The following is a 14,717-nucleotide window of genomic DNA, read 5'->3' on the forward strand; positions in this document are numbered from 1 at the left end:
GTGAACGCCCTCATGAATCACTGAACAATATGACACCGGAGGAATACCGACAGCACCATTATTTGGCCGGGATCTCAAAAAATGCATGGAACTAAAACGGGTCTATTTACAATCCCTTCCCTGTAAACAGTGAGCGTTATAATTCTTGCCATTTCGACTATACGTCACCCAGGCCTGTAGACGTTGACACTATTCGCGAAAAAAAAGTGGTGCTTTAATGCGAAACATTCCGCTCGGGATGAAGCAATGCAAACATTCGGTAAAGGCCTTTTTTATTATCGGAGAGAAGCGTTAATTACGATAACCCTGAATAGTTAGCCATCACATGCAATTCATGGAACGGTAAGTAACCAAACTACATATCAGCCAACAGCATCCCGGCCATTCCATCCAGGCGTTTTTTTACCTTTTCCCATCCGGGCATAACCTGCCCCATCAGCCGGTAAAACTCCTCGCTGTGGTTGTGCTCAGCAACGTGGCATAGCTCATGGAGCAATACATAGTCGATGCATTCCGAGGAAGCCTTTACCAGCCACGGGTTAAGTGTCAGGCAGCCTTTTGCAGAACAGTTTCCCCATTGCGTCTGCATTGCTCGTAAACGTATCGGAGGACGCTCACTTACCCATAAGGTTTGCGGTATCAGTAAATCCAGTCTGCGTTGAAACACATTTCTTGCACGTTCCCGATACCACTCAGCCAGCACCGCCTTAACGCGTTCAGCGGATTTGTGTCTGACGGTGACTTCCAGACGGCCCCGCAACATTTTCACTTTTTGCGGGACAGCAGCATCTTCTGTTACTTTCAACTGGTATTGCTTGCCAAGGTAGTAATGGCTTTCGCCACTCACGTACTGGCGCGGGACGATATGTGTTTGTTGCTCCCTGAAGTCGCGCAGTTGCTGGTATATCCAACGCCCTCGTTTTTTCAGCGCAGACAGCACATCCTGCTCCGGCGTTCCGGATGGTACAGATGCGACTACCCGGCAGTCCGGATGAACCTTGATAAGTATCCTGCCTTTGACGACCTGCCGCAGAGCACACTGCACCACGATGGTTTCATCACCATAAACAAACCGTACAGCATTTATGGATAGTGACTTTTTCTCACTCATGATTTCATCAAACCAACGCGCAGGATCTGGATGATGGTTTCAACGATACGGTTTACCTGGTTCATTCCAGCACCGATCTCTCGACAGGCAGTAAACAGTCGCGGCAACAGGCTTGTCTTAACGGCTTTCTCAATATCCTGAGGATTGAGGGAATTTTCCGAAACCGCTTTGACAATAATAGTGTCCACTTCGAAAGCCAGCTTCGTCCATTTATCCTGAACCTGATCATCGTTTACCGCGAAAACCTCAGGTAGCTCTTTTTTAAATACTCCGTAGTATGCTTGCGCATGTTTGTTTACGGCCAGCGCATCCGGGATGTCGCTGAGTTTGCGGGTTTCCACCTGCGCCTCAAACTCGCGGAAAAGAAGATATTGCTTCAGCGGATGGTCGAACAGTTTTTCTGCTTCTTCGATAGCCATACGCAGAAGTTTGGAAAATGCCTCCTGAGCATACGGGTCATCACGCAGCTCCTGCTCAATCATCTTCGTCACGCGGGTTTTAATGATGTCGGTTTCATTGCGGGTTTTGTTGCTGTCCCACTCTTCGGGCTTTTCGCTCTTGCCCATTTTACCGACTTCATACACGCCATCCGGTTCACGAACCTCAACGCCGGTGACATGCTTATCCAGCAATTTTTTCACCTGCTCCGAGTAGTCGTCATAATTGACCTGCTCACCACTGACCTGCATCGCCCACTGGCGCAGGCTGGACATCTGTTTTACGGTTTCTTTATAGAGATTTCGGTCTTGTTCCGTAAAGCTCTTGTCGGTGAAGAAGGTGGCGGACTGCAGCGCTACTTTCAGGCATCCGGCAAAGGCCGTTAGCGCCTCGAAGAAATCATCACGGGTTTTCTGATGGATATCGACCATCTCTCCGTCACGTTCTTCCATTTTAGGCACCAGTACTGCACGTAACTGCTCAGTATCATTTTTGTTTTTAACACCGGCAAATATGGCCCACAACTGGTTATACAGATGCGGCAGACGTTTATATTCAGAACTCATGGCGCTGTACAACCCGTCAATATCTTTGATATCGTATCCGCCCTGAGTTCGGGAGGCGAGGTCCTGATATTTGCTGATAGTCGTGTCCAGCTCAGCCAAAATACCGCGATAATCAATCAGCAGACCGAACTTTTTTAGTGGATGCAGTCGGTTCACCCGCGCAATCGCCTGGATAAGGTTGTGGGACTTAAGCGGCTTGTCGATATACAGCACGGTATTCTTCGGCTCATCAAACCCGGTGAGCAGTTTATCAACGACTATCAGCAATTTGAGCTTCTCATCGGTATCGAAACGACTGATGATATTGCGGGTATACACAGACTCATCCTGCGTGCCGACGTTATCTTTCCACCATTTCGTCACTTCCGGCAGTTTGCTTTCATCCACCTCAGTATTCCCTTCCCGGGTATCCGGCGGGCTGATAACTACAGCTGACTCAAACAACCCGGCTTCATCAAGATACTTTTTATATTTGATGGCGGAAATCTTGCTGTCGCAGGCAAGCTGGCCTTTCAGTCCCTCATCAATATTCTTCGAGAAGTGCGTGGCGATATCGAGTGCGATCAGACGGATGCGATCATCTGCACTATAAACCTCACCTTTACGGGCATATTTACGCTTAAGGTCGGCTTTTTGCGCTTCGCTTAACCCATCGGTAATACGATCAAACCAGGCATCTATTGCCCGATCGTTAACCTCAAGGTCGGGAATACGTTCTTCATACAGCAAAGGTGTAACGGCTTTATCTTCTACCGCTCGCTGCATGGTATAAGCGTGGACAATCGGTCCGAATTTATTGGTGGTCTTATCTTCTTTTAGCAATGGCGTACCAGTAAATGCTACAAAGGCGGCGTTCGGCAGTGCCAGTTTCATTCGCACATGGTTCTCACCACCCTGGCTACGGTGTCCTTCATCAATCAGAACGATGATATCGGGGCTGGTATTGACGCATTCAGGAAGTTTTGTCGCTGAATTAAATTTCTGGATTAGGGTGAAAATGATGCGTTCTTTACCGGAGCCAATCTGTTTCGCCAGCATCTGCCCGGATGTCGCCATTGCATTGGCTTTGTCTTTTTTCCCGGCCAACTCGCCGCCGGATGCAAAGGTATTGCTGAGCTGTTCTTCAAGATCGATACGGTCCGTCACCACCACGATACGACACCGCTTCAGGCTGTCATGAAGAATCAGCGCCTTGCTGAGGAACACCATGGTGTAAGATTTACCTGACCCCGTGGTATGCCAGATCACCCCACCTTCCCTGCCCCCGTCTGGTCTGCGGGTACTGATGCGTTCCAGCAGTCTTTTTATCCCGAACACCTGCTGATAGCGGGCAACAATTTTTCCGGTTTTTTTATCAAACAGGGTGAAGAAGCGGGTCATCTCCAGCAGACGTTCCGGTGAAAGCAGACTGATGAGCAGCTTATCCTGCCCGCTGACTGCCAGTTCCCCCCCATCGATTAACTGTTGATACCATTTGAGATCGACTGAAGGACGATGATCAAACAACGCATGAATTTGTTCAGTCGATAACTTATGGTTGCGCAGCGCATACATCTGCGCGTAAGTAATATCTTCTTCGCGCCATGCCGCCCAGAATTTCATTGGTGTATGACAGGTACCGTAGCGCCCGTCATGCCCGTTAATCGACAGTAATATCTGGCTGTAAGCAAACAGCTGCGGGATTTCGTCGTTGAGCTGATTGCGGATACTCTGGGATATCCCTTCGTCAATGGTTGGCCCTTTCTTGCCGTGACCCGCCGGGCTTTTCGCTTCAATGACGGCCAGCGGGATACCATTCACAAAACACACAATATCCGGCCTGCGGGTTTCGACACCGCCTGACCGCAATACCGTAAATTCTTCGGTAAAATGGAACTGGTTATTTTCCGGATGTTCCCAGTCGATCAGCGCAATGGTGGGGTTCACCTTCTTGCCATCGACAAACTCCGTGACGGCGATACCGTAGAGCAGATGGTTATACATCCGTTCATTGGCTTTGAGCAGCCCTTCATTGAGCGCCGGAGAACAGACCTGTGATATCAGGTTATCCAGTGCTTTTTCCGATAACTGGCAGGTTTTGCCACCCGCCATAAAGGAACGCTTCGACAGCTCTTCACGCAGAACCGGACGCAGCACCACCTCATCCTGTTTATAGCCCCGGTAATCCATAATCTGTTTCGGAGATAAAAACGTCCAGCCGAGGCTGGTCAGTAACGTCAGTGCCGGAATTTTGGCGCTGTATTCTTCCTGGAATTTTGGCGTGTACGTCTGGTTCATCATTAATCCTTTTCTTTCTGGCGCTACTCGCTACTGGTCACATGAAGATTCATCAATGCAGACAGCACTTCTTAAATTTTTTACCGCTGCCACACGGACACGGGTCATTTCGCCCGGGCATGTTTTCTGCCCCCTTCACTGGAACAGGCCGGGATGATGCCTCTGACATTCTCACTGACAACCAGTGCTGATAAAGTGCCAGTGCAGCAGGCTGAATAAGGGAAATACTTTTCTCAAACTGCTCTCCGGTCATTTTCTCAAGTACAGGAAAATTCTTCTCCACGCCATGAAGAGCGATCACTTCCAGAGAAGGCCGTAACTCACCGGGAAGACCAGACCAGTCATCCAGTGACTTTCCTTTCATATAACCAAAACACCACTCTTCCACAATGGTATATTTTTCCCCCTTTACCTCACGCTCATTGAAAATCGGTTCAAACTGTTCAGGGGCCTCATACAGGCAGCCAGCGATATCGTTCATATGCTGAAAACACAGCCCCACAAAACGCGTCATCTCTTTTTCAGTGGTCCAGCGAGGGTGGTAATCACCTCGCCCCCAGATAGCACTGAGCCAGGTATTAGGGGAAATCGTATTCGGGCCAGAGACAATCGCCGTCAGAAAGCCATCCAGCTCAGAGAAACAGAGCACAGAGTCATCATTGCCGTATTTCATCAACACCTCTTCCAGCCAGTCGATTTCCCGGTCAATCAGCGGCCCGCTTTTCGTCAGTTTCATTCGGCAACCGCCTCATCGACCTTAACACGACGTTTGCCAGTCAGTAGCTGTTGCATCAGGGCTTTTTTCTCATCTCTCAGGCAGGCGAGTTTTTTCTCAAGTGTGTAGATTTCGGCGTCGGCTGCGGACAGCACGGTGGCGATCTTTTGTTGCTCTTCGATACAGGGCAAATTAATGATATGCGTTTTAATGTTTCCGGTTATTTGTGGTTGACCGGAACCGGATATTAAATACTTCAGATCACTGCCATTCAGAGTATAGAATAGAAATTTTTTACTCACGTAGGAATAGTTATCCGTATTGATAACCATTGCATTTCCGGTAATCCACGATTTTGCTTGAGTCCAATTGACTATGCCGCATGTGCTACCCCGGCAAGTTACGGCTATTTGTTCAGTTTCGTGGTTAAACTCTTGATAAAATCCAATAACTCCATTTGCGCCATAAACTGGATACCCCGAATCAGACATCATAGACTGGGATATTGTTTTTGGTTGATAAACATCAGCTACATCTGAAAGAAGTTTTTTCTCCCATTTACCATTAAACCTCACCCCATTCTCATCCAGCAAGCGTTTCTTCCCGGTAAGCAATTGCTGCATCAGGGCTTTTTTCTGCTGCTGGCTGTTGGCGAGAAGCTTTTCCGTCACCGAAATCGCCTTATCCCAGGTGGACAGAATTTGGGCGATTCTCTTTTGTTCGGAGAGAGAGGGAACAAGCACTTTGAAGCGCTCAGTATCCTTAATCCCGAAAAAATTCATTGCACTGCCGGAATCTCGCTGTTGAATCTGTTTTTGAAAAAATGAGCCTCTTAAAAATTGGAACAGATACTCCTTGAGGATACAGTCATTACATCTCACGAGCGTTAACTGGGGACCAATGTTTGCAGTAGCTATATAATCAGGAACGATCGCTATGGTTCCAACATTCGCACCGCGATTTGTAAAAAGAATATCACCAGCTACTATTTGCGCTTTTTTTAACGATTGATGCTTTTCTTCTTTTATATAGTCAAACTTATCGGGATTAATAGTACCAATACCACCAATGACCTTTGAAGTTAAGAATGGGATGCCACTTGCTACAAATTCATCGGCCTTTGGATAATCGGCCCCATAATTTCCATCCTGAATTTTACTAGCAACATCCTTAAGATGCAGAACTTCCCACCCCTTAGGCACCATAACCCAACTCCTTCAGATAACCCGCCATCTCAACTTCCAGCTTCGCCAGTTCCACCTTCAGTTGCTCACGCTCTTTACGCTCGGCCAGCAAATCGATCTCGTCCTCTTCCTCAAAGGTGTCGACATAGCGTGGAATATTAAGGTTATAGTCGTTATCCTGAATCTCCTTCAGGCTGGCGAGATAGGCGTATTTCTCAACGTTATCGCCTTCACGATAGGTTTTAACGATCTTCTGGATATTTTCTGTGCTGAGCTGGTTCTGATTTTTACCAGCCTTGTAATCACGGCTGGCGTCGATAAACAGCACCTTGTCATCCACTTTCTGCTTTTTGAAAATCAGAATCGCAGCCGGAATACCGGTACCGTAAAACAGTTTTTCCGGCAGACCAATCACTGCATCCAGCAGATTTTCATCAATCAATTTCTGGCGGATCTTGCCTTCGCTGGAGCCACGGAACAACACACCGTGTGGCACCACTACACCCATACGACCAGTTCCCGGTTTCAGGGTTTCAATCATATGCAGAATAAAGGCGTAATCCCCTTTGGTTTTCGGTGGCACGCCGCGACGGAAGCGACCAAACTTGTCGTGCCCGGCCTCATCATGGCCCCACTTATCCAGGCTAAACGGCGGGTTGGCGGTCACGATATCAAACAGCATCAGATCGCCATTTTTATCGAGTAGTTTCGGGTTACGAATGGTATCACCCCACTCGATTTTATGGTTGTCTTCGCCGTGCAGGAACATGTTCATTTTCGCCAGCGACCAGGTGGAGCCAATCGCTTCCTGACCGAATAGCGCATAGTTACGGCTCTTATGCCCGGAGACGATTTTACGCCCGCACTTCATTAATAATGAGCCAGAACCACAGGCTGGGTCACAGATGGTGTCACCGGGTTGCGGATCAAGCAGTTCAGCAATCAGGTCTGAAACTTCTGGTGGGGTGTAGAATTCCCCAGCTTTCTGTCCACCGCTGGCAGCAAAATTTTTGATCAGATATTCATAGGCATTACCGATAATGTCCAGCATACCGACACGGCTTGGCTTCAGGTTAAGATCTTCACCGGCGAAGTCTTCCAGCAACTGCCGCAGAATAGTATTCTTCTGTTTTTCTTCACCCAGACGGTCGGTATTAAACGAGATATCCTGGAACACGCTTTTCCCGGCATCTTTCAGTTTGGTGCCGTTGGCTTCTTCAATGGCGTGTAACGCCTGGTCGATACGCTCACCGTTGCCCGGCTCATGACGGCGCTCATACAGTGCATAAAAACTAGCATTTTTCGGCAGCACGAAGCGTTCGTTAGCCATCATCGCTTCAATCAGCTCCGGCGCGTCACCATACTGCTTTTTATATTCGTCATAGTGATCCTGCCAGACATCCGAAATGTACTTAAGGAACAGCATGGTAAGGATAAAATCTTTATAGGTATCGGCACTGATGGTGCCACGGAAGGTATCGCACGCGGCCCACAGGGCTTTGTTGATAGTGTCCTGATTGATTTTGTCGTTCATGAATCATCCTGCTATGAAGAAAACCTTACGATGTGTTGTATTCATCGTAGAAAATTTGGTGCAGATAATACCTTAAGGTGCGTCTTCAGGCACGTCAAAGCCGCATCGTGCGAAGTGGATTTTTCCTGAGGGGAATAGGACTCTTTTTGCCCGTAATGTGGTGGACTGGTCGATGAAACAAACACTAACGCGCGGCTTGGTACTGGATTGACCTGCTCCCCGTGATATCAATACACCCTACCCCAGTGACGGTAAAACGCATTTTACAACCTTTTATTACATTGGGAATGGTCCATGAACTGAAGCAGATTAAGCTGTCAGGAAATACTCATAAGAGGTGCATTTCCTGTTAGTTCATGAAGTTCTCTTGAAGTGATTTCATCTTTCTATTAAAAATATCTTTTAAAGCAATGAGATATGTACCATATGGTTTATGAACTGAACTCTCACACAACATAAGTTAAATGGAATGTAATGCCCAATAACTTCATATTTGACAGCGGCCTCTTAACAAATCAACACGGTACTTATTTATGACTGACATCCCTTTTCTTGCGTTATGTTCATAGTACATGTTCGCCCTATCATCAATATTTAAACTCCTACCTTAATGGACAATGCTTCCTGAAGATGAACTTTCAACGGACCAGAAACTGGCGGTTGTGTATGTTTCATACTTGCCTCCAGTTTCAGGGAAATTAAAGTTAAACAGGCAGATTTTGTCTCACAGAACACCCAGTATCACTTTGACAGGAAATCACGAAGGTAAAATCTCAATCGTGGCCGCTCTGGCGCGTGTCCCTGTCATTGCTGAAACATAGCTGCTGCTGGAGTACTTTTTCTGATAAGCCTGATCAATTTTACTTTCAAGCTCAGGGTCTGATGGTTTTGCGAACAGGACGTCGAACTCCTGTCCAATAGCCAGTATCTTACCCGCCTGCTGGGACAATGCAGCCTGATACCATTTTGAACGGGTACCACTATAGGCTCGGACGAAAAGTCTGTTCTCCACCTTCACTTCCCAAATCCACGTCGGCGTACCGGTCGTATTCATATCGGGATGATACGGAGCGATTTTCAGGTCGTCGGCCGCATCTATTCTTGTTAATAATTCAGGGTTCCAGAACATAAACTTCTCCTCTTTCAAGAGCAGTGTCTGTCGTTTGTCGCACAGACACTGCATCTGAAAGCACCGGACGGTGCTATGGCTTACTTATTAAGATTTTTGTTAAAAAATGCAGTGATGTTATCGAACGGGATCTTATCCATACGATCATATAAATCGACATGTGTGGCATCTTTAACAATCAGAAGCTCTTTTGGTTGATTTGCCGCTTCATAAGCCGTTTTGGAGAAGTAAAGCGAATGCGCTTTTTCGCCATGGATGAACAGGATCGGACGCGGAGAAATTTCCTTGATATAGGTCATGAGCGGGAAATTCATGAAGGCCATCGGCGTTGTCACCGACCATGAATTGCCAGAGTTGACGGCTCGTGGATGATAACCGCGTTTGGTCATGTAGTAGTCCGCATAGTCCACGAGGAACTGTGCTTCCCCGCCCTTCAGTTTATTATAGGCTGGCTGGTATGCAGGCTTGCCGTTTGCCGCATCTTCCCAGCGCTGAAGACTCATCTTCTCCAGCGCCTGCTCGCGTTGCTCCGGCGTTACGCTGTCATTGTAGCCTTTCGACATTACGCGGCTCATATCGTACATGGTGCTGGCAACGACCGCTTTTACGCGTTTATCCACGGCAACAGCGTTCAGGGCAATCCCCCCCATGCCGCAAATACCGATGACACCGATACGTTCACGATCCACATAAGGTTGCAGCCCAATAAAATCGACTGCGGCCATAAAGTCTTCGGTATTGATATCAGGGGAAGCAATATTGCGGGGTTCACCACTGCTTTCACCGGTATAAGATGGATCAAATGCCAGCGTCACGAATCCGCGCTCTGCCAAAGTCTGAGCATAGAGACCTGAAGCCTGCTCTTTTACCGCGCCAAATGGCCCGGAAATCACAAGCGCAGCAAGCTTCTTGTTCCCGCGATCTTTAGGAAGATACACATCTGCGGCCAGCGTAATACCGTAACGATTTTTAAAAGTAACTTTTTGATGATCCACTTTTTCGCTCCTTGGGAAAGTTTTATCCCACGTCTGAACCAGATGGACTGAAGAATCTGCTGTGCCTGGTGCCGGCTGGGCGACCGCAGCTTCTGTTGAAATCAGAGCCATCGCTCCGGCGATGAGTGCGCGATTAAAAAAGCGCGTTGAAGATTTTAGCGTCATGATATTAAAACCTTTCATTGGATGTTGAGGGATAGTTTCAGACAGCATGCATGAGTATTTCAGTTACAACTCTCTTTTCCGGAACCGAATTCGATTCGGGTTGGGTTGTAGAAAGTAAACTCTTTCACGTATGTCTCCTCCGGATAACCTGTCTGACAGTGAAAATGGCTTTAACCTGAACGGTTTAAATTGGCTCGCTGTGAAAGCTGACTGACAGGTCACAGCTTCATTTCAGTGTTGTTATTTTGAGTGCCTTACATGAAAGTTGTTATTAAAATACTCTGCATTATTTGCCTGATCCTCTGAAACTGAATTTAAAGCGTATATTTCAATTTTCATCGCTGCTAAGTTGTTAACGTCAAAAGCCGCAATAAACGTGAGGTATTACAGAATGATTTCTGACAAGACGGTTGAAAAACTACTCGGCGTGCTTTCCCGTGATATTGCTCAGCGCACTCCGGGCACCGGTGATTTCCCAACAGCGGTAGAAGGACTCCAACTGTTCCGCCGAAACGAAACCGCTCCTCCGGTGAGCTGCCTGGTCCCTCCCAGTATCGTTCTGGTGGCCGATGGCGCGAAGATCATGTGGGTTGGTGGTGAACCTTACGAATACAATGCGGAAAAATTCCTGATCACCTCCCTTGACCTGCCAGCCAGCTCGGAGGTTTTACAGGCTTCGACATCCCGGCCCTGCGTCGGCGTAGCCTATAAACTTGACCAGCGCGTGCTGATGGAATTAATTGCCCAGGGAAGCCTGCCGCCGGTCAAAAAACGAGACGCGGGAACGGGTGTCGGTATAGGAACGGTTACTGATGTTTTGCTGGAACCTTTCTGCCGTCTGCTTTCTTTGCTTGACGAGCCTGAAGCCATTCCTGTTCTCGGGCCGCTGATTCAAAGGGAGATACATTACCGGCTTTTGATGAGCGATCAGTCCGATCATCTCAGACAGATTGCAGCAGTAGACGGCCATGGCTACCGTATCGGTAAAGCTATCGACTGGTTAAAAACCAATATTGCGTCACCTTTACGCGTAGAGGAACTGGCAAGTCGGGTGCAAATGAGCACGCCCTCTTTTCACCAACACTTCAGGCAGCTTGCGGGAATGAGCCCGCTCCGGTATCAGAAATGGCTGCGCCTCAATGAAGCCAGGCGACTGATGCTGAATGAACATTACGATGTCACCACAGCAGCCTATGCTGTCGGTTACGAAAGCTTATCCCATTTCAGCCGGGAATATACGCGGATGTTCGGGGAGTCACCCAAGAGGGATATTACTGTGCTGAGAAAGTCAGCTGGTAAGCTTCAATAAATTCTCCACAGCCACAAGTGAAATCGGTAGTGAATTATATTACTTCCGCCCGGGGTGGCCGCTTCGAAATAAAGCTAAGAGGCATTACGGTAGCGTAATATCGAGATAACTTCAGTAAGGGCGGGTGACAGTTGATGACGGCTGGGGTAATAAAGATGATAACCTTAGAAAAGCGGATTGGTGTTGTTATTGGTGGATTCGGTGTTCTCATGCTGACGAACGACGTGACTGAAAACTTCCCGACAAACCAGCTATGGCGTTGTTCATAAAACTCCTCCGGCACGTTTGTGTCGCTCTCGATCGTCGTTGGGATCAATAACCGAACGCACGTCGGCGACACAAGGACCGCACCAGGTCTGCCGGCGCGGTTAACAACATGTTTCGCTTCTGGTTGCGTATCTGCCAGATAATGCTGACTCTCTCAATTTTGACCTTTCCCGGCAAAACGCACGCCATACTTTCCGACCTAAAATGTCCATGTGACAGCTGCTGTCAGTGCCGCCTCGTTACGTCGTAACACGATTGGGCTTTCATTAGCATGCTCCCCAAGCCAGGTATAGTCAGCACTCAAAACCGTGCCCCAGTGGGCATCAAACTGGTGGCTCCAGACCAGACTGTTGTCTATGCCATAAAATCCCCCCGGTGCTGAATAGCGGCTATAACCTGAGCGCTGGCTCTGCTGCAAATTCACGCCATACCAGGTATTCAGGTAACGCTTGTCGCCAAACAGGGCCGCCGTTTGAAAGGCGAACGTGTCCTGGCCAGTTTGTACGGGAATCAACATGAAGGATGCCTGGTAGCTTACCCCCTGGCTGTCCGTTAAAGGCAGCGTCGCTTTACCTTCAACACTGAGCCACGAAAGCGCCTGCCAGCCAACGGCAAGGGCCGTGTTCAGTGAGACGTCAATGTCTCCCATCCCTTTCAGATTATTTGCCCCTGCCCGCCAGCTGGCGTTTTTATCCGTCCTTCCCAGATCGTATCCCAGCGTATGTTCGAAGTACCAGCCGCTGGCGTTCTGCAGGTCATACCCTACCCCTTTCTGCGTATCAATAAAGAAAGCGCCGTTACGACCCTGAAGCACCGGAACCACCTGCCATACCTGCTTGTCTGAACCTGAATATCGCGGAGCGTAGCGCCCCCCCAGCCCGATAGTGAAAGAGCCGTCATCATTTGCCTGTACACAGGATGTGATGGCCGTCAAAAGCGGTACGGTCATATACAGGGCTTTTTTTATCGCTATCATACTGTTCTCCTCACGGATGCTGGTTTCTCCTGAGGCAGGAGCTGCCACAAAATGTTGGCGCAGTATGATTTGGCAAAATCAATGAATCGTCGGGATAGTGTTAAGAATCGGTCAAGGTGAACGGATGTTGTCCAGAAGAGTGCTGATTATTGAAGATGACGCCGATGCGGCTGGCGTGCTCGAAGCCTATTTACGCCGTGAAAATTACGATGTCGTCATTACCGGAGATGGACTTTCCGGGCTGGATATGGCGCACCGGTGGAAACCCGATCTGATCCTGCTGGATGTGATGCTTCCGGGGCTTAACGGCACCGAAGTCCTGGCTGGCCTGCGTCGCAAAAATGATGTTCCGGTGATCATGGTCACCGCCATGGGCGATACTCCCGATCGTATTGGCGCTCTGCGCTATGGCGCTGATGATTATGTTGTTAAGCCTTACCATCCGGGAGAAGTTGTTGCTCGGGTACAGGCGGTACTGCGCCGTAGCAATAAAAAAGAAACAAAGGAAGAGATTCTTCGCTGGCAATCACTTGAAGTGGATGTCACGGCCATCGTGGCGAGTATTGTCGACGGGAACAACACACCGCGGACGTTAGACCTCACCCCAACCGAATTTTCACTACTGACCACGCTTATGCGCTCTCCTTCACGACCTTTTTCCCGCCAGCATTTACTGGAGCACTGTTTGCCGGAAAGTGAAGCCCTGGAGCGTGTGGTGGATACCCATATTTATAACCTGCGTAAAAAACTCGAAGCGGCGGGTATTTCCGGCGTGCTGGTTAACGTTCGCGGCGTAGGTTACAGGTTCAGACAACCATGACAAAAACCCGCTATTCCTCCCTGTGGCGCTGGATTTGCGCACGTATATTAGCGCTGGCCATCGGAAGCGTAATTGTCATAGCGACCTGTATGTGGCTACGTTATGCGGTGCAGAATTACTGGATCATGAGCAGAATGCCGGCATCGGTCCGACAAGAGTTTCTTGCGCTCAGCCAGAACCCGCAGGCGGACCCGGCGCGCTTCCATCAAATCGTCGATACCTGGTGGGGGTTGAGTTATTCAACACCCTCCATCGCCTCGGCAGACTGGGTCACCGTGGCGTTACTGGTCCTGGTCATGATCCCTTTTATTGTGGTGATGGGGTTGAGATATGCCAGGCCACTGGCGCTGCAGTTCAGCCGGTTGCGTGATGCGGCAAAGGACGTCGCCGAAGGGCAATTTGGCCGTCAGGCAGAGCTCATCAGGAATGCGCCGGCTGAAATGGTCAGCTTTGCCAGTGACTTTAATACCATGACGGGGAAACTGGCCCGCTATGAAAAAGAGTTACGTACCTCTCATGTGGCCATGGCGCATGAGCTTCGCTCCCCCCTGACTGCCGCTATTGGACGTTTACAGGGCATGCTGGATGGCGTGTTTGATGCCAGCCCGGAGCAACTGGCCATGGTAATGAAACAGCTTCAGCACCTGAATCGCCTGACCGATGAACTTCATCTGCTCTCGCTGTCTGATGCCGGGAATCTGGTTCTGGAAAACGAACCCTTTCGTCTGGATGAGCTGCTTAAGGAACGGGTGACATGGATCATGCCCCAGGCTGATGCACATCGTTTTACCATCAGGCTTCATCATTCTCAGGCGTGTCCTTTCAAAGGCGATACGTTCCGTATGGGCCAGGTGTTTACTATCCTTATGGAAAATGCCCTCCGTTACGGGCGTGATGGCGGCCATCTTGATGTCACGCTGCACTACGCCAGCGGGCAATATTGCCTCGAATTTCGCGATGACGGCCCGGGGGTATTCTCCCGGTTCCTGCCGGAAATGTTCAACCGTTTTAGCCGGGAGGAGCAGTCGCGTGCCCGCCACTCCGGCGGCAGCGGTCTCGGTTTGTCGATTGCTCGCGCGATTTGTCAGGCCCATGGTGGCAGTATCAGCGCGTCGTTACCTGAAACCGGCGGACTCGCAGTCAGCATTTTGTTACCCTGGACGTCGTCTGAGATGGAAAATAGCCGCTCTTGATAATACCTTGACGAAACGTCGAATCTTTCTCGACTAAG

General features: G+C 49.1%; 11 protein-coding genes and 1 pseudogene. 4 read left to right on the forward strand and 8 right to left on the reverse strand.

Annotated elements, in window-relative coordinates:
* Positions 1-95, forward strand: a pseudogene (locus ACLH1I_RS09905) (integrase); the annotation flags it as partial.
* A gap of 260 nt (positions 96-355) precedes the next feature.
* Here the strand turns inward: ACLH1I_RS09905 and ACLH1I_RS09910 are convergent.
* From ACLH1I_RS09910 to ACLH1I_RS09940, 7 genes are all read right to left on the reverse strand, one after another.
* Positions 356-1,111 carry a M48 family metallopeptidase gene (locus ACLH1I_RS09910; RefSeq protein ID WP_001459733.1) on the reverse strand — a complete coding sequence of 252 codons (756 nt, stop codon included), beginning with the start codon at positions 1,109-1,111 and terminating at the stop codon, positions 356-358.
* Positions 1,108-4,392 carry a type I restriction endonuclease subunit R gene (locus tag ACLH1I_RS09915; protein WP_001741679.1) on the reverse strand — a complete coding sequence of 1,095 codons (3,285 nt, stop codon included), beginning with the start codon at positions 4,390-4,392 and terminating at the stop codon, positions 1,108-1,110. Before ACLH1I_RS09915 ends, ACLH1I_RS09910 begins: the two co-directional genes overlap by 4 nt.
* 52 nt (positions 4,393-4,444) lie before the next feature.
* Positions 4,445-5,128, reverse strand: a complete 684-nt coding sequence (locus ACLH1I_RS09920) for a YecA family protein (RefSeq protein ID WP_198079736.1) — start codon at positions 5,126-5,128, stop codon at positions 4,445-4,447.
* A complete protein-coding gene (locus tag ACLH1I_RS09925) occupies positions 5,125-6,312 on the reverse strand; it encodes a restriction endonuclease subunit S (RefSeq protein WP_048324215.1) in 1,188 nt (395 codons plus the stop codon). Before ACLH1I_RS09925 ends, ACLH1I_RS09920 begins: the two co-directional genes overlap by 4 nt.
* Positions 6,302-7,825: a type I restriction-modification system subunit M gene (locus ACLH1I_RS09930; RefSeq protein WP_151628589.1), complete on the reverse strand. Its 1,524-nt coding sequence runs from the start codon at positions 7,823-7,825 to the stop codon at positions 6,302-6,304. Before ACLH1I_RS09930 ends, ACLH1I_RS09925 begins: the two co-directional genes overlap by 11 nt.
* Before the next feature lie 757 nt (positions 7,826-8,582).
* Complete coding sequence (locus ACLH1I_RS09935; RefSeq protein ID WP_025999258.1) at positions 8,583-8,954, reverse strand: DUF2255 family protein; 372 nt, start codon at positions 8,952-8,954, stop codon at positions 8,583-8,585.
* Between the two features lie 80 nt (positions 8,955-9,034).
* On the reverse strand, positions 9,035-10,132 hold the full coding sequence (locus tag ACLH1I_RS09940; protein ID WP_048324209.1) for an alpha/beta hydrolase: 1,098 nt from the start codon (positions 10,130-10,132) through the stop codon (positions 9,035-9,037).
* 373 nt (positions 10,133-10,505) lie between these two features.
* Between ACLH1I_RS09940 and ACLH1I_RS09945 the strand changes: the two genes are divergently transcribed.
* Positions 10,506-11,423, forward strand: coding sequence for an AraC family transcriptional regulator (locus tag ACLH1I_RS09945; RefSeq protein WP_048324208.1), 918 nt, complete (start codon positions 10,506-10,508; stop codon positions 11,421-11,423).
* Positions 11,424-11,889: 466 nt separating this feature from the next.
* On the opposite strand, the gene ACLH1I_RS09950 is transcribed toward ACLH1I_RS09945, so the two are convergent.
* Positions 11,890-12,666, reverse strand: coding sequence for a MipA/OmpV family protein (locus ACLH1I_RS09950; RefSeq protein ID WP_065802340.1), 777 nt, complete (start codon positions 12,664-12,666; stop codon positions 11,890-11,892).
* Between the two features lie 124 nt (positions 12,667-12,790).
* Here ACLH1I_RS09950 and ACLH1I_RS09955 point away from each other — a divergent pair, with 124 nt between their 5' ends.
* Together ACLH1I_RS09955 and ACLH1I_RS09960 are read left to right on the forward strand one after the other, a co-directional pair.
* Complete coding sequence (locus ACLH1I_RS09955) at positions 12,791-13,486, forward strand: response regulator (protein ID WP_043519565.1); 696 nt, start codon at positions 12,791-12,793, stop codon at positions 13,484-13,486.
* Positions 13,483-14,679, forward strand: a complete 1,197-nt coding sequence (locus tag ACLH1I_RS09960) for a sensor histidine kinase (protein ID WP_151628587.1) — start codon at positions 13,483-13,485, stop codon at positions 14,677-14,679. The genes ACLH1I_RS09955 and ACLH1I_RS09960 overlap by 4 nt, the downstream gene beginning before the upstream one ends.
* Positions 14,680-14,717: the final 38 nt, after the last annotated feature.

Source organism: Klebsiella sp. 1SOBk10mer, from assembly GCF_046602535.1.
Classification (GTDB): Bacteria; Pseudomonadota; Gammaproteobacteria; order Enterobacterales; family Enterobacteriaceae; genus Klebsiella; species Klebsiella quasipneumoniae.